Source organism: uncultured Clostridium sp. (assembly GCF_947072515.1).
Taxonomy (GTDB): domain Bacteria; phylum Bacillota; class Clostridia; order Clostridiales; family Clostridiaceae; genus Clostridium.
Genome location: NZ_CAMTIG010000037.1, coordinates 1 through 20,549, shown reverse-complemented (window position 1 = coordinate 20,549; position 20,549 = coordinate 1). Strand labels below are relative to the sequence as shown.

The 20,549-nt window shown below is 29.0% G+C and carries 23 protein-coding genes, 1 tRNA gene and 1 other annotated feature; of the genes, 21 read left to right on the top strand and 3 right to left on the bottom strand.

Translation table 11 applies throughout. The features are described 5' to 3' along the window. Positions 1-16 precede the first annotated feature (16 nt). The 8 genes from trxB to Q0W06_RS13140 all read left to right on the top strand — a co-directional run bounded on the left by trxB (position 17) and on the right by Q0W06_RS13140 (position 6,780). Positions 17-952: a thioredoxin-disulfide reductase gene (gene trxB / locus Q0W06_RS13175; RefSeq protein WP_297636398.1), complete on the top strand. Its 936-nt coding sequence runs from the start codon at positions 17-19 to the stop codon at positions 950-952. A gap of 12 nt (positions 953-964) precedes the next feature. Further along, positions 965-1,198, top strand: coding sequence for a glutaredoxin domain-containing protein (locus Q0W06_RS13170; RefSeq protein ID WP_297636396.1), 234 nt, complete (start codon positions 965-967; stop codon positions 1,196-1,198). 215 nt (positions 1,199-1,413) lie between these two features. Further along, positions 1,414-2,301, top strand: a complete 888-nt coding sequence (locus Q0W06_RS13165; RefSeq protein ID WP_297636394.1) for a phosphate ABC transporter substrate-binding protein — start codon at positions 1,414-1,416, stop codon at positions 2,299-2,301. Positions 2,302-2,309: 8 nt separating this feature from the next. Further along, entirely contained in the window at positions 2,310-3,203 is an 894-nt protein-coding gene (pstC, locus tag Q0W06_RS13160; protein ID WP_297636392.1) for a phosphate ABC transporter permease subunit PstC, read from the top strand. Further along, positions 3,200-4,084: a phosphate ABC transporter permease PstA gene (gene pstA / locus Q0W06_RS13155; RefSeq protein WP_297636390.1), complete on the top strand. Its 885-nt coding sequence runs from the start codon at positions 3,200-3,202 to the stop codon at positions 4,082-4,084. The genes pstC and pstA overlap by 4 nt, the downstream gene beginning before the upstream one ends. 7 nt (positions 4,085-4,091) lie before the next feature. Further along, the gene (gene pstB, locus Q0W06_RS13150) at positions 4,092-4,841 is read left to right on the top strand and encodes a phosphate ABC transporter ATP-binding protein PstB (protein ID WP_297636386.1); all 750 of its coding nucleotides are present in this window, start codon (positions 4,092-4,094) and stop codon (positions 4,839-4,841) included. Between the two features lie 11 nt (positions 4,842-4,852). Next, complete coding sequence (gene phoU / locus Q0W06_RS13145) at positions 4,853-5,509, top strand: phosphate signaling complex protein PhoU (RefSeq protein WP_297636383.1); 657 nt, start codon at positions 4,853-4,855, stop codon at positions 5,507-5,509. Positions 5,510-5,652: 143 nt separating this feature from the next. Continuing rightward, positions 5,653-6,780 carry an SLC13 family permease gene (locus tag Q0W06_RS13140; RefSeq protein WP_297636380.1) on the top strand — a complete coding sequence of 376 codons (1,128 nt, stop codon included), beginning with the start codon at positions 5,653-5,655 and terminating at the stop codon, positions 6,778-6,780. Positions 6,781-6,828: 48 nt separating this feature from the next. Here the strand turns inward: Q0W06_RS13140 and Q0W06_RS13135 are convergent, their stop codons facing one another. Together Q0W06_RS13135 and Q0W06_RS13130 are read right to left on the bottom strand one after the other, a co-directional pair. Beyond that, a complete protein-coding gene (locus tag Q0W06_RS13135; RefSeq protein ID WP_297636448.1) occupies positions 6,829-7,059 on the bottom strand; it encodes a glutaredoxin family protein in 231 nt (76 codons plus the stop codon). Between the two features lie 78 nt (positions 7,060-7,137). Continuing rightward, complete coding sequence (locus Q0W06_RS13130; RefSeq protein ID WP_297636377.1) at positions 7,138-7,308, bottom strand: hypothetical protein; 171 nt, start codon at positions 7,306-7,308, stop codon at positions 7,138-7,140. 135 nt (positions 7,309-7,443) lie between these two features. On the opposite strand from Q0W06_RS13130, the gene Q0W06_RS13125 reads away from it, so the two are divergent. The 4 genes from Q0W06_RS13125 to disA all read left to right on the top strand — a co-directional run bounded on the left by Q0W06_RS13125 (position 7,444) and on the right by disA (position 11,586). Continuing rightward, positions 7,444-8,166, top strand: a complete 723-nt coding sequence (locus tag Q0W06_RS13125) for a GntR family transcriptional regulator (protein ID WP_297636374.1) — start codon at positions 7,444-7,446, stop codon at positions 8,164-8,166. Then, positions 8,163-8,894 carry a glucosamine-6-phosphate deaminase gene (gene nagB / locus Q0W06_RS13120; protein ID WP_297636371.1) on the top strand — a complete coding sequence of 244 codons (732 nt, stop codon included), beginning with the start codon at positions 8,163-8,165 and terminating at the stop codon, positions 8,892-8,894. Before Q0W06_RS13125 ends, nagB begins: the two co-directional genes overlap by 4 nt. A 241-nt stretch (positions 8,895-9,135) precedes the next feature. Beyond that, a complete protein-coding gene (radA, locus tag Q0W06_RS13115; RefSeq protein WP_297636368.1) occupies positions 9,136-10,503 on the top strand; it encodes a DNA repair protein RadA in 1,368 nt (455 codons plus the stop codon). Positions 10,504-10,521: 18 nt separating this feature from the next. Then, positions 10,522-11,586 carry a DNA integrity scanning diadenylate cyclase DisA gene (disA, locus tag Q0W06_RS13110; RefSeq protein ID WP_297636366.1) on the top strand — a complete coding sequence of 355 codons (1,065 nt, stop codon included), beginning with the start codon at positions 10,522-10,524 and terminating at the stop codon, positions 11,584-11,586. A gap of 58 nt (positions 11,587-11,644) precedes the next feature. Here disA and Q0W06_RS13105 read toward each other — a convergent pair whose 3' ends face one another. Continuing rightward, positions 11,645-12,043: a DUF1573 domain-containing protein gene (locus tag Q0W06_RS13105; protein ID WP_297636363.1), complete on the bottom strand. Its 399-nt coding sequence runs from the start codon at positions 12,041-12,043 to the stop codon at positions 11,645-11,647. 276 nt (positions 12,044-12,319) lie between these two features. Here Q0W06_RS13105 and Q0W06_RS13100 point away from each other — a divergent pair, with 276 nt between their 5' ends. The 9 genes from Q0W06_RS13100 to Q0W06_RS13060 all read left to right on the top strand — a co-directional run bounded on the left by Q0W06_RS13100 (position 12,320) and on the right by Q0W06_RS13060 (position 20,434). Beyond that, positions 12,320-13,435 (top strand): PIN domain-containing protein, encoded by a 1,116-nt coding sequence (locus Q0W06_RS13100; protein ID WP_297636360.1) that lies wholly within the window; start codon positions 12,320-12,322, stop codon positions 13,433-13,435. A 12-nt stretch (positions 13,436-13,447) separates the two neighbouring features. Further along, positions 13,448-14,128, top strand: a complete 681-nt coding sequence (gene ispD, locus Q0W06_RS13095; protein ID WP_297636356.1) for a 2-C-methyl-D-erythritol 4-phosphate cytidylyltransferase — start codon at positions 13,448-13,450, stop codon at positions 14,126-14,128. Between the two features lie 52 nt (positions 14,129-14,180). Further along, positions 14,181-14,360 (top strand) — a binding site (T-box leader). Positions 14,361-14,416: 56 nt separating this feature from the next. After that, positions 14,417-16,132, top strand: a complete 1,716-nt coding sequence (locus Q0W06_RS13090; RefSeq protein ID WP_297636353.1) for a proline--tRNA ligase — start codon at positions 14,417-14,419, stop codon at positions 16,130-16,132. An 18-nt stretch (positions 16,133-16,150) separates the two neighbouring features. Continuing rightward, complete coding sequence (gene cysS / locus Q0W06_RS13085; protein WP_297636350.1) at positions 16,151-17,554, top strand: cysteine--tRNA ligase; 1,404 nt, start codon at positions 16,151-16,153, stop codon at positions 17,552-17,554. Positions 17,555-17,611: 57 nt separating this feature from the next. Continuing rightward, entirely contained in the window at positions 17,612-18,028 is a 417-nt protein-coding gene (locus Q0W06_RS13080; RefSeq protein ID WP_297636347.1) for a ribonuclease III domain-containing protein, read from the top strand. A gap of 48 nt (positions 18,029-18,076) precedes the next feature. Then, complete coding sequence (gene rlmB / locus Q0W06_RS13075; protein ID WP_297636344.1) at positions 18,077-19,021, top strand: 23S rRNA (guanosine(2251)-2'-O)-methyltransferase RlmB; 945 nt, start codon at positions 18,077-18,079, stop codon at positions 19,019-19,021. Between the two features lie 19 nt (positions 19,022-19,040). Next, entirely contained in the window at positions 19,041-19,553 is a 513-nt protein-coding gene (locus tag Q0W06_RS13070) for an NYN domain-containing protein (protein WP_297636341.1), read from the top strand. Between the two features lie 107 nt (positions 19,554-19,660). Further along, a complete protein-coding gene (gene sigH / locus Q0W06_RS13065) occupies positions 19,661-20,281 on the top strand; it encodes an RNA polymerase sporulation sigma factor SigH (RefSeq protein ID WP_297636445.1) in 621 nt (206 codons plus the stop codon). Between the two features lie 77 nt (positions 20,282-20,358). Beyond that, positions 20,359-20,434 (top strand) — tRNA-Thr (locus tag Q0W06_RS13060). Positions 20,435-20,549 lie beyond the last annotated feature (115 nt).

Below are 20,549 nucleotides of genomic sequence, written 5' to 3'. Positions count from 1 at the left end.
GTAAAGGAGTGATTGTATGGAAAAAGAAATTAAGAATATAGATTTAATCATAATTGGGGGAGGACCAGCAGGTTTAACAGCAGGAATATATGCAGCTAGAGCAAAGATGGATATGTTACTTTTAGAGAATGAAATTGTTGGTGGTCAAATAAGAAACAGTTATTTGGTTGAAAATTACCCAGGATTTAAAAAAATATCAGGATCAGAATTATCGGATGCTATTCAAAGCCAAGCTGAGGAATGTGGAGCTAATATAGATGAATTTGATGTTATAGAAAGAGTTGAACTTTTAGATAATGATAAAACAGTAGAAACTGAAAGTTATATTTATAAACCTAGAGCAGTAATTATATCAACAGGAGCATCACCTAAAAAACTACCTGTAAAAGGAGAAAAAGAATTTTTAGGGAAAGGTGTACATTATTGTGCAGTTTGTGATGGAGCTATGTATGAAGGCAAAATAGTTGGAGTAGTAGGTGGTGGAAAAGCCGCATTAGAAGAAGCTATTTTCTTAACAAATTTTGCAGAAAAAGTTTATATAATTAGAAGACATGATTATTTTAATGGTGAGCAAGCTGTTATAGATGAAGTAATGAATAATCCTAAAATAGAAGTTCTTTTTAGCGAAGATTTAGTTTCTATTGAAGGAGCAGACTTTGTAAATAAAGTAATTATTAAAAATACAAAGTCAGGAGAGGAAAAAGAATTAGAACTTGAAGGAATATTTGGATATATAGGTACAGAGCCAAAAACAGAATTATTTAAAGCGTATATTCAAATGGATAAACAAGGATATATAAAAACAAATGAAAATATGCAAACTAATGTAAAAGGTGTTTATGCTGCAGGAGATGTTAGAATTAAAGAATTTAGACAAATAACTACAGCTGTAGCAGATGGTACTATTGCAGCATTAGATGCAGAAAAATATATAAAAGAACAAAAGAAATAGGAGTGATTTAATATGGTAAAAGTTTATTCAACATCATGGTGTCCAGGATGTATTAAGTTAAAAAAATATTTAGATATGAATAATGTAGAATATTCAACAGTAAATGTTGCTGATGCACAAGAAGATAGATTAGAAGTTATTAAAGTTTCAGGACAAAAGACAGTTCCAGTATTAGATTTTAATGGAGAAGTTATAGTTGGTTTTGATAAGAAAAAAATAGATACTTTAATAAAGACAGTAAAATAGATAAATAAAGAGAATAAAAAATATATATAATAAAATTTACTTATAAGGTGTATTAAATATTTAGATTGGAAACAATAAAGTTTGAATCTAATATTTAATACACTTTTTTGTTAAAAAAATTTAACAGTATTATAACATTATTTAAAATTGCAGCAATAAGTGCTTCATTTTTGGATAATATCATATAAGTATAGTCCGCAAGAGGAGGAGTTTAGATGAATAAAAAAATGAAGATTATAGTTGTTTTTTTGTTTGTAGCATTAATTGGAATAGTATATGTGGCAATAAATGCTAAAAGATATAATGAAGTTGGAAGACAGAAAACGATAACAATAAGTGGATCGACGGCATTACTTCCATTAATGGATCAATCTAAAATTGAGTTTGATAAACAACATCCAGATTATATTATAAATGTTCAAGGTGGTGGATCTGGAACAGGATTGAATCAAGTTTTAGATGGAACTGTAAATATAGGTAATTCAGATATGTTTGCTGAAGAGAAATTAAATGAGGCGCAATCAGGGGAATTACAAAATCATAATGTTGTAGGAGAAAGATTTGTAATAGCTAGTGGAAAAGGTGTTGGAGTAGACAGTTTAACAGTGGAGCAAATAAGAGATATATTCTCAGGAAAAGTAACAAACTGGAACCAAGTTGGTGGAAAGAATATACCGATATTAGTTATACATAGACCAGGGTCTTCAGGAACTAGAAATACATTTACCGATACAGTTATGGGGGGAGATAAATCTTTAGAGAATAATGCAATAGGAACAGTTCAAGATAGTAATGGAGCTGTATTAAAAACTATTGAATCTAATCCAGGAGCAATCAGTTATTTAGGATATGCTTATACAAATAGTGATGAAGCAAAAAATACATTAAATGTAATTAAGATAAATGGCTATAGTGCATCAGTTAAAGATATAGAAGATGGAAAATATCCATTCTGGTCTTTTGGACATATGTATACAAAAGGAGATGCTACAGGGCTTGCAAAAGAATTCATTGATTATGTTACAAGTGAAGAAAATGCTAAGTATGTAGAACAATTGGGTTATATACCTATTCAAAATCTAAAAGATAAAGAACAAAGGTAGGATAAAGGATGAAAGAAAGAAGTTTTAAAGAGAAACTGATAAATGATTATATGGGAAAATGGTTCACAACCATGTGTGGGCTATTAATAATTGTTGTAACGATAGCAATAATATTTTTTATTGGGTCAAAAGGAATTCAATCATTTACAAAAAGTCATATTAATGTTTTTGATTTTATATTTAGTAGTAATTGGGATCCAAAAGGTAGTCCAGCAACATTTGGAGTTTTAGATTTTATAGTTGGATCAGTAGCAGTATCATTAGGAGCATTAATAATAAGTGCACCAATTGCAATAGCACTAGCAGTTTTTGTTAATGTAGTATCTAAAAAGTTAGGAGAAAATCTTATAAAACCATCTTTAGAAGTATTAGTTGGAATACCTTCAGTAGTTTATGGATGGGTTGGATTAATGGTTTTAGTACCATTTATAAAAAATCATTTTGGAGGAATAGGGTTTTCACTTTTAGCAGGAGTTCTAGTTCTTTCGTTAATGATATTACCGACTATAGCTACTTTAGCAATAGATGCAATAAAGGTAGTACCTAAAAATCATATAGAGGCATCATATGGATTAGGAGCTACAAGATGGCAAACAATTAAAAATGTTTTGATACCAGAAGCAAAAACGGGAATACTAACAGGTGTAGTATTAGGACTTGCAAGAGCATTTGGGGAAGCATTAGCAGTACAAATGGTAATAGGAAATACAATTAAAATGCCAGGAAGTTTAACTGATTCTATGTCAACACTAACAAGTATCTTGACTATGGATATAACAAATACGGTTACTGGAAGTGCATGGAATAACGCGCTATGGAGTATGGCATTTATTCTGTTAATAATTTCATTTATATTTATCTTACTAATAAGATTAATAGAAAGGAAGGGGCAATTGAAATGATAAAACCAAAAACAGCAGATAAAATTGCAACAGTAGTATTGTATTCTATTAGTATATTTGTAGTTGTTGTATTAGCAAGTTTTGTTTTATATATATTTTATAAGGGGTTAAGAATGATAACACCAAGTTTTATCTTTGGAAGTCCAAAGGTTACAGAAGCTGGTGGAGGAATTGGACCAGAAATATTTAACTCATTATATATGCTAGTAATTTCATTAATAATAACTGTTCCTATAGGAGTTGGAGCAGGAATTTATTTAGCTGAGTACGCTAAAGAAGGAATTATTATAAAAATCATAAGATTAAGCTTAGAGGCAATGGCTTCATTACCTTCAATAGTAATTGGGATGTTTGGATTATTAGTTTTTGTTAATATGGCTGGATTTGGATATTCAATCTTAGCAGGAGCATTATCAGTAAGTATATTAAATATTCCTATAATAACTAGAATTTCAGAGAGTGCGATAAGAAATGCATCAGGTAGAGTTAAAGAGGCATCCTTAGCTTTAGGAATTTCAAAGTGGCAAACTATAATGAATGTAATTATTCCAACAGCAACAAAAGAAATAATTACAGGAGTTATATTAGCAGCAGGAAGAATATTTGGAGAAGCAGCAGCACTTTTATATACAGCTGGACTAAGTTCAGCAGGGGTTAATTTTAATCATTTTAGTTTTGTAAATCAAACTTCAGCATTTTCCTTATTAAGACCAGCAGAAACATTAGCAGTTCATATTTGGTATCTTAATGCTGAAGGGATAGTTCCAGATGCAGCACAAATAATAAATGGAACAGCAGCAGTCTTAGTAATAATAGTATTAATATTTAATTTTACAGCAAGACTTATAAGTAAAAGATTAGAAAGATCTATGGAGGGATAGAAGCGGTATGGAAATTATAGAAACAAAGGATTTGAACTTATATTATGGAACTCATAGAGCATTAAAAGATATAAATATAAGTTTTAAGAAAAATGAAGTAACGGCACTAATAGGACCATCAGGATGTGGAAAATCTACATTTTTAAGAACTTTAAATAGAATGAATGATTTAATTGATAGTGTTAAAATTCAAGGAAAAGTATTTTTTGAAGGTGAGAATATCTTTGAAGATTATGATGAGATAACACTTAGAAAAAGAGTTGGAATGGTTTTTCAAAAACCAAATCCATTTCCAATGAGTATATATGATAATGTAGCATATGGGCCAAGAATTCATGGAATAAAAGATAAAAAAACTTTAGATGAAATAGTAGAAAAAAGTTTAAAAGGGGCAGCTCTTTGGGAAGAAACAAAGGATAGGTTAAAAAAATCTGCAATGGGACTTTCAGGAGGACAGCAACAAAGACTTTGTATAGCAAGAACGTTAGCAATATCACCAGAAGTAATACTTATGGATGAACCAACTTCAGCATTGGATCCAATTTCAACAGGAAAAGTAGAAGAATTAATATCGACATTAAAAAAGGATTATACAGTTATAATAGTTACACACAATATGCAACAAGCTGGAAGAATTGCAGATAAAACAGCATTCTTTTTAAGTGGGGAAGTCATAGAGTACGGTAAAACAGAAGATATATTTTATAAACCAGAAGATAAAAGAACTGAAGATTATATAACAGGAAGATTCGGTTAAAGGAGAAAACTATGAAGAAAGAAGTTCAAAAATTAAAAATAAATGCAATTAATAGTAAGTTAAAGTATATGTCTGAATTAGTATTAAATCATTTAGAAGGAACAATGACAGCAATTCATATAAATGATAAAGAATTAGCAAAATCGTGTATGGAAAATGATAATGAAATAGATAAACTTCAAAAAGAAATAGAAGAGGATTGTATTAAGTTCATAGCAACGGAACAACCTTTGGCTAAAGATTTAAGAAGAGTATTTACAGCTTCGAAAATAGTAACAGACTTAGAAAGAATGGCTGACTTAGTAGTTGATATTTGCAAAGTTGTTTATAAAGGGGATTTTACAAAGTTTATAGATGAAGCTAATGGAATTTGGGATATGGAAAAAGAAATAAAAAATATGTTAACACTAGCTATGGATGCATATTTAGAGAGAGATACAAGTTCGGCATATGATATATGTAAACTAGATGATAACATAGATAAACTTTATAAAGAAGTATTTAAAAATACTTTACAATATGTAAAAAATAATGAAAGTGATGTAGAACTTGGTACACAAATATTGTTTGTAAGCAAGTATTTAGAACGAATAGGCGATCATATAACTAATATATGTGAGTGGATTATTTTTAGTAAAACCGGTGAATATGTAGACTTAAATGAATAATTTATATAGCCAGAGTATTAAAATTAATTAATACTCTAGCTGTTATATTAAAAAAATTTAATATTTATTGCTATATATTTTTTTGCACGGTACAATTAATTCATGAAACTTATTTTAAATTCTACAGTGAAGAAGGAGACGTCATGAATTTAAACACGTTAGACAAACAAAGGATAAAGGAGTTTTGCAAAAAAGAGATAATACTTATAATAGCTGTAATACTAGCTATTATTTCATCTTTTATATCACCTCCAAAACTGAGTTATATCAATTTTAAAGTTTTAGTATTATTATTTAATTTAATGGTCGTAGTAACGGCATTAAAAAGATTTAAATTTTTAGATTATATAGGAACTAAATTATTACATAAAGATAAAAGTTTAAGAGGTGTTTACCTTATAATGATATGCTTGACTTTCTTTAGTTCAATGCTTATAACGGATGATGTAGCATTAATTACATTTGTACCACTTAGTTTAATTTTAGCTAAGAAGGCTAACTTTAATCCAACAAAGCTTATAATTTTTCAAACTATAGCAGCTATTGTTGGGTGTTCGTTAACACCGATGGGAAGTTCACAAAATTTATATATATACACACATTTTAATTTAACAGATAAACAATTTTTTAGTGTGACTATTCCAATAACGATAATTGCTTTTATAGTTTTATTATTTCTTGTATTTACACAAAAAAATAGAAATTTAAATGTAACTATAAAAGAAGTTAAAATCGATAAAAAAAGCATGATAGTAGTTTATGGAATATTATTCTTAATAGTATTAGGATCTGTGTTTCATTTAGTAAATTATCAAATAGCATTTATAGTAGTAATATTAGTGACGTTGATAATAGATAAAAAATTATTTTTAGAAGTAGATTATTCACTGATTTTAACATTTACTGCATTTTTTATTTTTATAGGAAATATATCAGCGATACCAGAAGTGAAGAAAATTATTTCAAGCTTTTTAGTTAATGATATTCATACATATTTTATTGCGCTAGGATTAAGCCAATTTATTAGTAATGTTCCAACAACATTATTATTATCACCATTTACGCATAAATATGTAGCACTAATATATGGTGTAAATAATGGTGGATTATTCTCATTGATAGGTTCAATGGCGAGTATAATATCATATAAATTTGCAATAAGTAGTGGTGAGACTAAAACAGGAACATATATAAAAACATTTGCATTATATAGCTTAGTGATGTTAATTGTACTAATTCCAGCATCTATTTTGCTTATGAAATTTATATAATTAAATTTAAATATTATAATAAAAAAAGATGCCAATTGGCATCTTTTTTTATGCTTCTGATAAAGCCTTATCTATAGCAGGTTTATCAAATCCTATAATGAATGTACCATTTATATCAAGAACAGGTACTCCCATTTGTTTAGAACCTTTAACCATTTCTTCTCTAGCTTCCATGTCATCTTGTACGTTAAGTTCTGTGTAATCAACACCTTTACTTTTTAAATAGCTTTTAGCTTTTACGCACCATGGACAAGAATCAGTTGTGTAAACTTTAACCATCATAAGTAACCTCCTTAAATTGAGTATATAATAAGTAATTTTACTCTAAAAAAGTTATGTGTTCAAGGTAATAAATACCTATTCAATGGAGTTTGAATCACTTATATTAGAATTAAGTAATAAATTTTCTGATTCATCCTTATTTTGATTCGTATCAAAAGATTGACTTATGTTTGTTTGCATGGGAGTTTTTAAAGGATTTTCTACAATTGGATTTAATGGATTGAGTAGATTTATTTTATTAAACATAGTGCAACCTCCTAAATAGTTGTATAATTATTATTTGTATAAAGAAAGAAAAATATTCAAATAATAAAATAAAAGTGTCTAGTGGTCTAGACAACTATATAGATAATAGATATAATAGAATTAGGAGGAAAACTTATGATAGATAAAAATAGTCCAATACCTGCATATTATCAATTAAAAGAAGAAATAAGAGATAAAATAGCAAAAGGAGTTTGGAAAACTAATGAATGTATTGCAAGTGAGAGAGAATTAGTTGAGCAATACGAAGTAAGTAGAATGACAGTAAGGCAAGCGTTAGGGGAATTAGTTCAAGAGGGGCTTTTAGTAAGAGAAAAGGGAAAAGGCACTTTTGTTTGTGAACCTAAGGTAAAGCAAAAAGATGTTATGAGTTTTACAGATATCATAAGAAAATCAGGAAGAGAGCTGAAAACACAAATTTTAGAATTTGAAATGATAGCTATACCAGAAGAGCTTTCTGATACTCTAAATGTTGAAAAAGTATATAAAATAAATAGAATGAGAAAAGTTGACAATGAGTGTATTGCTAACGAAATAGTACATATTCCAGTTGATAAAATATCAAACTTAGAAAAAGATATGTTAAAGGGTTCTTTGTTTGAAGTGTTAGAAGCGAAAGGATATATGATAGATCATTCTGAATCAGAAATAACAGCAATTGTTATGGATGAATATTATAAGAATTTATTTGATGTAAATGAGGTTATACCATTAATAAAAACTTATGGGAAGACTTTAGATAGTAATGGAAATATACTTTTTATAGAAGAATCAGTTTATAGATCTGATAAGTATATTTTAGAAGTTAATATTTCAAGAAGAGAGGGGATTTTAAAATGAGATTAATAGTAGTAAAAAATTATGATGAAATGAGTAAAGTTGGAGCTGAGGAAATGGCTTCAGTAATAAAGGAAAATCCAAAGGCAATATTAGGATTAGCAACTGGAGGAACTCCAGAAGGTATGTATAAAGAATTAATTAGAATGAATAAAGATGGTGAAATAGATTTTAAAGATATAACATCAGTTAATTTAGATGAATATGTAGGACTTCAAGGAGATCATCCACAAAGCTATAGATACTTTATGAATACTCATTTATTAGATTATATCAATATAGATAAAACAAAAACTTTTGTACCAAATGGTTTAGCAAAAGATATAAATGAAGAAGGTAGAAAATATGATCAAATGATTGATAACCTAGGTGGAATAGATATTCAATTATTAGGAGTTGGAACTAACGGCCATATTGCGTTTAATGAACCAGATGGAGAATTAGTTGCAGGAACACATTTAACAGGTTTAACTCAAAGTACAATAGATTCTAACTCAAGATATTTTGAATCAGCTGATGAAGTTCCAAAAACAGCTATAACAATGGGACTTGGACAAATAATGAAATCAAAGAAAATTTTATTATTAGCAAGTGGAGAAAATAAAGCAGAAGCAATGAAAGAATTATTTAGTGGGAAAATAGGAACAAGTTGTCCTGTAACTATGCTACAAATGCATAAAGATGTTACAGTAGTTTTAGATGAAGCAGCTGCTAAACTAATTAATAGATAATTAATTTGGAAAAATAAAGAAACTTTTAGAGGGAGAAATGTATTGAAGTACATTTCTTTTTTTTAGAAGAAATTTAAGTATGGAAAATACTATTAAGAATAAGCATAGATTTATAGAAAATCATTAAAATATAATTATATAAATTTACAAATTAAATTTATATAATGGAATAAATAAGATATAATTAAATAATAGAATAAAAATTGTTTATTTTATTAATTAATTTGTGAAGGGTGGTTTTATGGCTAAAATAAAATCAGTATTCACTTGCCAAAAATGTGGATATGAAAGTCCGAAATGGTTAGGTAAGTGTCCAGACTGTAATGAATGGAATACATTTGTAGAAGAGATAAAAGATCAAAAAGCAATAACAAAGACACAAATAGCTAAAGCTATTACTATAGACAATATGCCTAAAAGTATTAAAGAAATTAAATCTGGAGAGAGAGAAAGATTAGATACAGGATTAAAAGAGCTAAATAGAGTTCTTGGTGGAGGATTAGTAAGAGGTTCTCTTACACTTATTTCAGGAGATCCTGGTATTGGAAAATCAACACTACTGTTACAAACAGCTAGTAATATTTCAGATAAGTATGGAAAAGTTTTATATGTTTCAGGAGAAGAATCGGAAGAGCAAATAAAAATAAGGGGAGATAGATTAGGAGTTAAGTCAGATGAGTTATTTATAATATCGGAAACTAATCTAGATAAAGTTGAAGTATACATTGATCAACTAGAACCTAAGTTTGTAATTATTGATTCTATTCAAACTATATATAAAGAAAGTGTAACATCAGCTCCGGGAAGTGTATCGCAAGTTAAGGAGTGCTCGAATCAATTGATGAGAATAGGGAAGAATAAAAATATTCCTTTATTTATAGTTGCTCATGTAACTAAACAAGGAGAGCTTGCAGGACCAAGAGTACTAGAGCATATGGTAGATACAGTATTACATTTTTCAGGAGAAAGAACAGAGGAATTTAGAATACTTCGTACTATGAAAAATAGATTTGGAACAACTAGTGAAATTGGTGTTTTTGAAATGAGACAAGAGGGATTAACAGAAGTATATGATCCATCGAGTATCTTTCTAGAAGACACTAATTTTAATCAAGAAGGCTCAGTAGTAATAGGAATTATGGAAGGGTCGAGACCAATTCTTGTAGAAATTCAAGCACTTGTAACTGAAACGAAGGCAGTAATGCCAAGAAGAACTGCAGTTGGAATAGATAATCAAAGGTTGAGTCTGATTTTAGCAGTATTAGAAAAGAAATTAAAAGTTCCTTTTTATAACTGCGATGTATATGTGAATGTGGTTGGCGGTCTTAATATTGATGGAACAACAGCAGATTTAGGGTTATCAATGGCCTTAATTTCAAGTTTGAAAAATCAAACAATAAATCTTCCTAAATCATTAGTAATTGGAGAGGTTGGGTTAACAGGAGAAATAAGACCCATAACAGCAGCCGAAAGATTGGTTAATGAAGCAGAAAAGATGGGGTTTGAAAATATAGTAGTTCCATGGAGAAATAAAGATAAACTTAATGGAAGAAAAGTGAATATAATAGGTGTAAATAATATAAGAGAAGCAATGAAAAAGATTTTTTAAAATAGGTGAGTAAGTATTATGAGATTAGAAAGAGATTTAGAAATAAAAAAAATACTTAAGATGATGTGCCCGGGAACGCCTTTAAGAGAAGGGCTTGAAAATATTCTTAGAGCTAAAACAGGTGGGTTGATTGTTTTAGGTGATACTGAAGACGTTATGGAAATTGTAGATGGTGGATTTAAAATAAATGCAGATTATTCCCCAGCATATGTATATGAATTAGCTAAAATGGATGGGGCTATAGTTTTAAGCAAAGATTTAAAAAGGATAGTATGTGCAAATGCACAATTATTACCTAGTGCTACAATTCCAACAGTAGAAACTGGTACGAGGCATAGAACAGCACAAAGAGTAGCTAGACAGACTAATAAAGTAGTGGTAGCAATATCTCAAAGAAGAAATATAATAACAGTATATAAAGGTGATATAAAATATGTTTTACGAGATAGTAGTGTTATTTTAGGAAGATCAAATCAAGCAATACAAACATTAGAGAAATATGTATCTGTATTAGATAGAGTTATAAATAATTTGAATCTTCTAGAATTTCAGGATTTAACAACACTTTTTGATGTTGTTACGGCTATACAACGAACTGAAATGGTTATGAGAATAGTTGAGGAAATACGAGTATATATTTTAGAGTTAGGAAATGAAGGTAGACTCATTTCAATGCAATTAAATGAACTTATAAGGTATGTTGAAAGAGATGGGATTCTTCTAATACGAGATTACTGTTATTATGAAGATGAATTCAATGATATATATGATGCAATACAAAAGCTAACATCAGAGGAACTTATAGATTTAGAAGCAATAGCGAGAACTTTAGGACATGGATATACAGTACTTGCAGATACGTTAATTTCACCAAAAGGTTATAGAATTTTAAGTAAGATACCGAGAATTCCATCAACTGTAATAGAAAATTTAATAAAGCATTTTGGAAGTTTTAATCAAATTATAAATGCTGAAATAGAAGAATTAGATTTAGTAGAAGGAATTGGTGAAGCTAGAGCTAGAGCTATAAGAAACGGTCTTAGAAGAATAAATGAACAAATTTCATTAAAAGCTGAATTATAAAAAAATTTTAGCACATAATAAAAACGATACTTAGAAAAATCCAAGTATCGTTTTTATATTATCTAAAATTAAATTTGCCTAAGGTATTAACTTTTTGATTTTCTTTAATAAGAACATCATAGAGATTAATATTTAAACTGTTACAAAGAGAGGTTAGATAAAATAAATTATTTCCCATTTCACCTTCAATAATTTCTCTACAATTAGGGCATAGTGTACCTTCTAGATGAGATTTAAAACATTCTTGTAAGCAGTCTAAACTATCTTCATCAGAAGGTATATATTGTTTTGTAGCAGAAATTTTTATACAACCACAGTTAGTAACAGCTTTCATAATTGCTCTATTAACTCTAGCACTAGATTCTGTAAATTTACTAGAGATATCTAGAATACTTTTATGTCTTATTAAAGAAGTTTCTACAGAATCTTGAAATTCATCAAATATTATATCTTTCATATAATCACCCCTTAATAATTGATTGAAATTTAGGTAATAGATGTTAATAAGAAAAGTTACTTCTCTTATTGGTATGATATACTAGGAAATTTAAAAAATATAGGGGGTATTGTCTAATAAAATAAAAATCGTATAAGAAAACTCTTTTTAAGAAAATCTTAATGTCAAATAGAAGTTCTAATGATATACTTAAAATAATAGTAACTTTATTAACAATTAAAAATAAGTATTAATAAAGTTATTGTGGTAATAATTAAATACGAGGAGGTGACAAGGATGCTAAAAAAATTAATGAGAGGAATTCTTACTCTTATAGGTCTTCTTTTAGGTTATATAATAGGAGATGCAGTTTTAAAAATTGAAGCTGTTAGAGAAATCAGTTATTTTTCAACAACTTTAGGTTCGGTATTATTTCTTATTTTTATTTCTTTATTATTTGGTATTATTCTATTTGCTATATCACCATATATATATACCCTAGTTAATAATCTTATGGATTATGCAGAAGGAAATATGAAAAGTGTTTCAATAACTGAAATAATTTATGGTGCAATAGGTGCATTAGTTTTATTAATAATAACTTATTTCTTCGGGAAACCATTAAGTAATATTTATTTAATAGGACCATTATTATATACTTTATTAAATATAATAGCGGCATTATTAGGTATGAAAATAATGGTTAGTAAAAAAGATGACATAAATAGCATGCTTTTATCAATTAAGAAAACAAGTAAGGAAAGACCTTTATTAAAAGAGAAAAAAGAAAAACCTGTAAAAATAACAAAAGGTTATAAATCAATACCAAAGGTTTTAGATACATCTGTAATCATTGATGGAAGAATATATGATATATGCCAAACAGGATTTATTGAGGGTCCACTTATAATACCAAGCTTTGTATTAGATGAGTTAAGACATATTTCAGATTCATCTGATTCTTTAAAAAGAGTTAGAGGTAGAAGAGGATTAGATATTTTAAATCAAATACAAAAAGAAATTGATATTGAAACGCAAATTTGGGAAGGTGATTTTCCTAAGATAGCTGAAGTAGATGCAAAACTTTTAAAGTTAGCACAAACTTTAGGTGGAAAGGTAATTACTAATGACTATAATTTAAATAAAGTGGCAGAAGTGCAGGGTGTTCCTGTTTTAAATATTAATGAACTTTCAAATGCTATAAAACCTGTAGTTATACCAGGAGAAGAAATGGTAGTTGAAGTAGTTAAAGACGGAAAAGAACAGACACAAGGAGTTGCATATTTAGATGATGGAACTATGATAGTAGTAGAAGGTGGTAGAAAACATATGAACAAAACTATTACAGTATTAGTAACATCTGTGCTTCAAACTGCAGCAGGAAGAATGATTTTTGCAAAGCCTAAAGAATAGGAGATTTATAAAATGAATAGTGCAATAATATTAGCAGGTGGAAGAGGGAAGAGAATGAACTCTGATATCAGCAAACAGTATATAGAAATAAATGAAAAACCAATTCTATATTACACTATAAAAAAGTTTATGAATTGCAAAGAAATAGATGAAATTATAGTAGTTGTGCCAAAAGATGAGATAGGCTATTGTAAAGAAAAAATAATAGATAAATATGATTTGAAAATCAAAAGTATAGTTGAAGGTGGAAAAGAAAGAAAAGACTCTGTTTTAAATGGATTAAGATCTATAGATAAAACGGATATTGTACTAATTCATGATGGAGCAAGACCTTTTTTTAGTGAAAACTTAATCTTAGATGGGATTAAATTTGCTAAACTTTATAAAAGTGCAGCTCCAGGAGTAATGCCAAAAGATACTATAAAAATAAAAGATAAAGAGTGTTTTTCAAAAAAAACTTTAAATAGAGCAGAACTTGTAGCAATACAAACACCGCAAATATTCGATTATGATCTAATATTGAATTGCCATGAGAGGATTGATAAAGAACATATAGAAGTAACAGATGATACATCTGTTGTTGAAAAGTATGGGCATAAGGTATATCTTTATGAAGGTGAGTATACAAATATAAAAATTACTACACCAGAAGATTTAGTACTTGCAGAATTTTTATCAAAAACTAATATTTAGAATCATTGACAGAGAAAACTATAAAAGATATAATTAAAAATCATAACTTTATATTATTACATTGAAGAAGAATAGTAAAAATCGTCTTTTCAGAGAGAAAATCCATAGGCTGGAAGATTTTCAAATAGATTTTGAACCAGCTTTGGAGTAAATAGAAAACTATCGGTTTAATACCGTTATCATTATTAAAGAAATAAATTTAGGTGGTACCGCGATATAAGTCGCCCTATATGTAAAAATATAGGGGGGCTTTTTTTATAGACAAGATTTTAGGAGGATTTTATAATTATGAAAATGTCAAATATGCTAATAGCAACACTAAGAGAAGTTCCAGCAGAAGCAGAAATAGCAAGTCATCAATTAATGATAAGAGCAGGATTAATAAGAAAAATGACTTCAGGAATATATAATCATTTACCATTAGGAATTAAGGTTCTTAAAAATGTTGAAGAAATAATCAGAGAAGAAATGGAAGATAAGGGTGCTCAAGAATTACTTTGTTCTGCGATTATTCCAGCCGAATTATGGCAAGAATCAGGAAGATGGGATGCTTATGGAGCAGAAATGTTTAGAGTAAAAGATAGGGGCTCAAGAGACTATTGCTTAGGACCAACTCATGAAGAGGTTTTTACAAGTATAGTTAAAAATGAAGTTAAATCATATAAGCAATTACCAATAAATCTTTATCAAATTCAAACTAAATATAGAGATGAAAGAAGACCAAGATTTGGAGTTATGAGATCAAGAGAATTCATAATGAAAGATGCTTATAGTTTTGATAGAAATCAAGAGGGATTAGATTTAGCATTTAATAAAATGCATGATGCATATGTTAATATATTTAATAGATGTGGATTAGATGCTAAAGGTGTTGAAGCGGATTCAGGTGCAATTGGAGGATCGAATTCAATTGAATTCATGGTTAAATCAGAAGTTGGAGAAGATGATGTAGTATTCTGTACTTCATGTGATTACGCAGCTAATATGGAAAAGGCTGAAGCGATGCCAGAAAAAATGTTAGAAGAAGCTATGGAAGAAATGAAAAAAATAGAAACTCCAGACAGCAGAACTATTGAAGAAGTTTCAAACTTTTTAAATGTTGATGCAAAAAAGACAGTTAAAACATTATTATATAATGTTGATGGAAAATGTATAGCTGTTTTAGTAAGAGGAGATAGAGAAGTAAATGAAGTTAAAGTAGCTAATGCTGCTAATGCTGAAACAGATATAGAATTAGCTAGTCATGAGCAAGTTATGGAAGCTACAAATGCACAAACAGGATTTGCAGGACCAGTAGGAATAAAAGTAGATCTAATGCTAGTTGATGCAGAAGTTAAAAATATGAATAATATAGTTGTAGGAGCTAACGAAACTGGATATCACTTAACTGGTGTTAATTATGGAAGAGATTTTGAAGGAACAATTGGAGATTTCAGAAATGTAGAAGAAGGTGAAGTTTGTCCGAAATGTGGTGGTAAAATTACTATTGCTAGAGGAACAGAAGTTGGACATATCTTCAAATTAGGAACTAAGTATTCAGAAGCTATGGATGCAAAGTTTATAGATGAAGATGGTAAAGAAAAACCATTTATAATGGGTTGCTATGGTATAGGAGTAACAAGAACTGTTGCATCAATAGTAGAACAACATCATGATGAAAATGGTATTATATGGCCATTAGAAGTGGCACCATATAAAGTATCAGTTATAGCTGTTAACTCAAAAGATGAAGAGCAAATGAGAGTTGCAGAAGAAATTTACAACAACTTAAAATCATTAGGGCTAGATGTTCTATTTGATGATAGAAAAGAGAGAGCTGGAGTTAAATTTAAAGATTCAGAGCTTATGGGAATTCCAATGAGAGTAGTTGTTGGTAAAAGAGTAACTGAAAATGAAGTGGAATTTAGATTAAGAACAAGTGCTGATAATGAAATAATAAAAGTAGATGCAGTTGAAGAAAGAATAAGAGAAGAGTTTAAAAAGAATGGTCTTAAATTAAGATAGGATAATAGGAGGAAAGGTATGAAGTTATATAATACGTTAACTAGACAAAAAGAAGAATTCAAGCCGATTACCCCAGGCGAAGTTAAGATGTATGTTTGTGGACCTACTGTATATAATTTTTTCCATATAGGAAATGGAAGAACTTTTATAGTATTTGATACAATAAGAAGATATTTTGAATATAGAGGATACAAAGTAAAATTTGTTCAAAACTTTACAGATATAGATGATAAGATGATTAATAAAGCCAATGATGAGGGAACAACAGTTAAAGCTATTGGTGATAAATATATTAAAGAATATTATACAGATGCAGATGCATTAAACATAGAGAGAGCAACTATAAATCCAAGAGCAACAGAGTATATTGGTCAAATTATTAAGTTTGTAAAAGAACTTATAGAAAAAGGATATGCTTATGAAGTTGATGGAGATGTTTATTTTAGTGCAAGAAAATTTGAAGGATACGGAAAACTTTCAAAGCAAAATTTAGATGAGCTTAACATGGGTGAGAGAGTTAATATAGATGAAAGAAAAAAAGATCCTATGGATTTTGCTATTTGGAAAGCTAAAAAAGAGGGAGAACCTGCATGGAAGTGCCCATGGGGAGAAGGAAGACCAGGATGGCATATAGAATGTTCATGTATGGCGAAAAATATCTTAGGTAATACTATAGATATACATGCTGGTGGAATGGATCTTTCTTTCCCACATCATGAAAATGAAATTGCACAAAGTGAAGCATTAACAGGTGAACCTTTTGCTCATTATTGGATGCATTCTGCATATGTAAATGTTAATAATCAAAAAATGTCTAAATCATTAAATAATTTCTTTACAGCAAGAGATGTTTTAAAGGAATATGATGCAGATATCATTAGATTTTTAATGTTATCATGTCACTACAGAGTTCAATTAAATTATACTAAAGATCTTTTAGATTCAGCAAAAGCATCTGTTGAAAGATTATATAATACTATAGGGAATTTAGAAAGTTTAATAGATGAAGTAAAACTAGAAAAAATGTCAGATGATGAAAAAAAATATTTAGATAGTTTAAATAAATATAGAGAAAAATATATAGCTAAAATGGATGATGATTTCAACACAGCTGACGCTATAACAGCTATATTTGATTTAATAAAAGATATAAATACTCACATAAATGTAGATTCATCAAAAGAGTTAGTAGAAGGAGCATTGGCATTGATAAGAGAACTTGGTGCCCCACTTGGGATGTTGCAAAAATCTACTAAAGATGCAGATTTAGCTGCTGAGATTGAAGGATTTATAGAACAAAGACAACAAGCGAAAAAAGACAGAGATTTTGCATTAGCTGATAAAATAAGAGATGAGCTAAAAGCAAGAGGAATTGTTTTAGAAGATACACCTCAAGGGGTTAGATGGAAGAAAGTAAATTAAGCAAATGGGGGATGCTTCGAAGAGAAGTATCTCCTTTATTTAAAGGAGATAAAAAAGATGATAGAAAATTTAAGAATAAGAGAATTTTCTGAGGCAGAAGCAAGAGGGCTAAATCCATTACAATTAGCACTTATTGGAGACGGTGCTTATGAAATATTTATAAGAAACTATATATTATCAAATAATACAAGTCTATTAGCAAACAAGCTTCATAGAGAGGCAATTAAGTATGTAAAAGCTAAGAGTCAGTCAGATATTATGCATGAAATAGAGGAAGAATTAACAGAAGAAGAATTATATATTTATAAAAGAGGAAGAAATGCAAAATCGGCAACTGTACCGAAGAATGCAGATGTTAGAGATTATAGAATGGCAACTGGATTTGAAGCTTTAGTAGGATATTTATATTTAATAAATAATACTGAGAGATTAGAATTTATTTTTAATAAAGCAATAGAAGTGTGCAAAAAGTAAAATACATGATAAGATTAAATATAATTGTTGTGATAAGGAGATTAAATTATGAAAAAACCAAAAAAAAGTTATAGAGAAATGAAAAAAATGAGTGAGGAAAGAGAAGAAAGAATAAAAAAGAGAGATGCTAGAGTAGATAACAATACTAGACTTATAAGAGGAGAAAGAAATAAGGCTAGAAAAGGGCCTAAAGAAGTAGTTAAACCAGTTAGACCAACTAGAGAAGAAAGAGCAGTTAGAGAAGAGATTGTAGAAATTAGAGAAGATTTAGTAATTGGAAGAAATGCTGTTATGGAAGCATTAAAAAGCAATAAAACTATAGAGGCACTTTACATAAGCAATGGATCAAGAGAAGGATCAATAACGGCTATTATTGGAATGGCAAAAGATAAAAAAATAGTTATAAAAGAAGTTGAAAAGAAAGCGCTAGATGCTATGGTTAATGGAATTGTGCATCAAGGAGTAGTAGCTAAAATAACGCCATATAATTATTGTGAAGTATCAGATATATTAAAAAGAGCTGAAAGAAAAGGTCAAGATCCATTTATAATAATTTTAGATGAGATAGAAGATCCACATAATTTAGGTTCAATAATAAGAACAGCTGAGACTTGTGGTGTTCATGGTATAATAATACCAAAGAGAAGAAATGTTGGAGTAACACCTACAGTGTATAAATCTTCAGTAGGGGCAGTAGAACATGTAAGAATAGCTAAAGTAACAAATATAAACAAAGCTATCGATGAATTAAAAGCTGCAGGAGTTTGGATATATGGTGCTGATATAGATGGAAGAGAATTCAGCCATGAAGTAAACTTTAGTGGTCCTTGTGGAATTGTTATAGGAAGTGAAGGAAGAGGAATATCTAAATTAACGTTAAAAAAATGCGATAAATTAGTCAGAATACCAATGATTGGAAGAATAAATTCTTTAAATGCATCAGTAGCTGGTGGAATAATGATGTATGAAGTATTAAAAGGTAGACTAAAATAATAAAAAAGAGGGATGAAAGGTGAAGATAATCTTTGTAGACGGGTATAATGTTATAAATTGTTGGCCCAATCTTAAAAGTGATAAAAAAGAAGGGTTAGAAGGTTCAAGACAAAAGTTAATCAGAAAAATGGAAAACTATGGGACATATAATAATAGTAAAATTATAGTTGTATTCGATGCACATATGGTTCAAGGAAGTATAGAAAAACAAGAAGAAATAAATAAACTATTAACAGTTGTTTTCACCAAAAATGGAGAGACAGCTGATGCATTTATAGAGCGTGAAGTTGATGCTATTGGAAGAAAATATGATGTTTGTGTAGTAACCTCTGATAATTTAGAACAGCAAACAATATTTCAAAGAGGTGCAGCAAGAAAATCTTCACATGAATTCTATAAAGATGTAAAAATAGCAGAAAATAAAATTGAAATAGAGACCGAAAAAAATAAAATAAATCAAAAAAATAATCTTTCGGATAATATAGATAAAGATGTTTTGATGAAGTTAGAGGCTATTAGAAGAAGTAAGTAGGATAGAGAAAGTTATTAAGTTGACTATGAATTGTAAGTTACTGTATAATTAAATTTATATGTAGGTTTGAATAAATGCAGAGAAGTGGAGAAAATGGTGGAAAATATATGAATAGGCATGTGGAACTTGATAAAAAATCAGATGAAGAAATTGTTTTAGAAGCAAAACAAGGTAGTATTTATGCACAAGAGTATTTAATTAATAAATACGAAAATTTTGTTAAATCAAAGGCAAAATCATATTTTTTAATAGGTGCAGATAAAGAAGACATATATCAAGAAGGTATGATTGGACTTTATAAAGCAATACGAGATTTTAATCCGGAAAAGTTAACTAGCTTTAAAGCATTTGCAGAAATTTGTGTAACAAGACAAATAATAACAGCAATTAAAACTGCCACTAGACAAAAACATATACCACTAAACACCTATGTATCTTTAAATAAGCCGATATATGAGGAAGAGTCTGAAAGGACACTTTTAGATGTATTAGCTGGTTTTAAAATTACAGATCCAGAAGCACTTATAGTAAGTCAAGAAGAGATGATTAGGATAGAAGGAAAAATCCAAGAAAATCTTTCAAGTTTAGAACTAAAGGTTCTAAATTCTTATTTAGATGGGAAGTCATATCAAGAAATAGCATGTGATTTAGATAGGCAAGCTAAATCTATAGATAATGCACTTCAGAGAGTTAAAAGAAAGCTTGAAAAATGCTTAGATATAAACTGATTATTTATATTGACAAATAAAAAGAATAATAGTAAACTTTATAATTGGTATATTGAAAAAATATCGTACTTAGAGGTGCTCACGTAGCTCAGTAGGTAGAGCGTCACCTTGGTAAGGTGGAGGTCGTCGGTTCAATCCCGATCGTGAGCTCCAAACGTCAAAAATGAAAAAACGCTAGGCAAAGTTTATTTGGAAATAAAGGAGGAATTTTATAATGTCAAAAGCAAAATTTGAAAGAAGTAAACCACACGTAAATATTGGAACTATT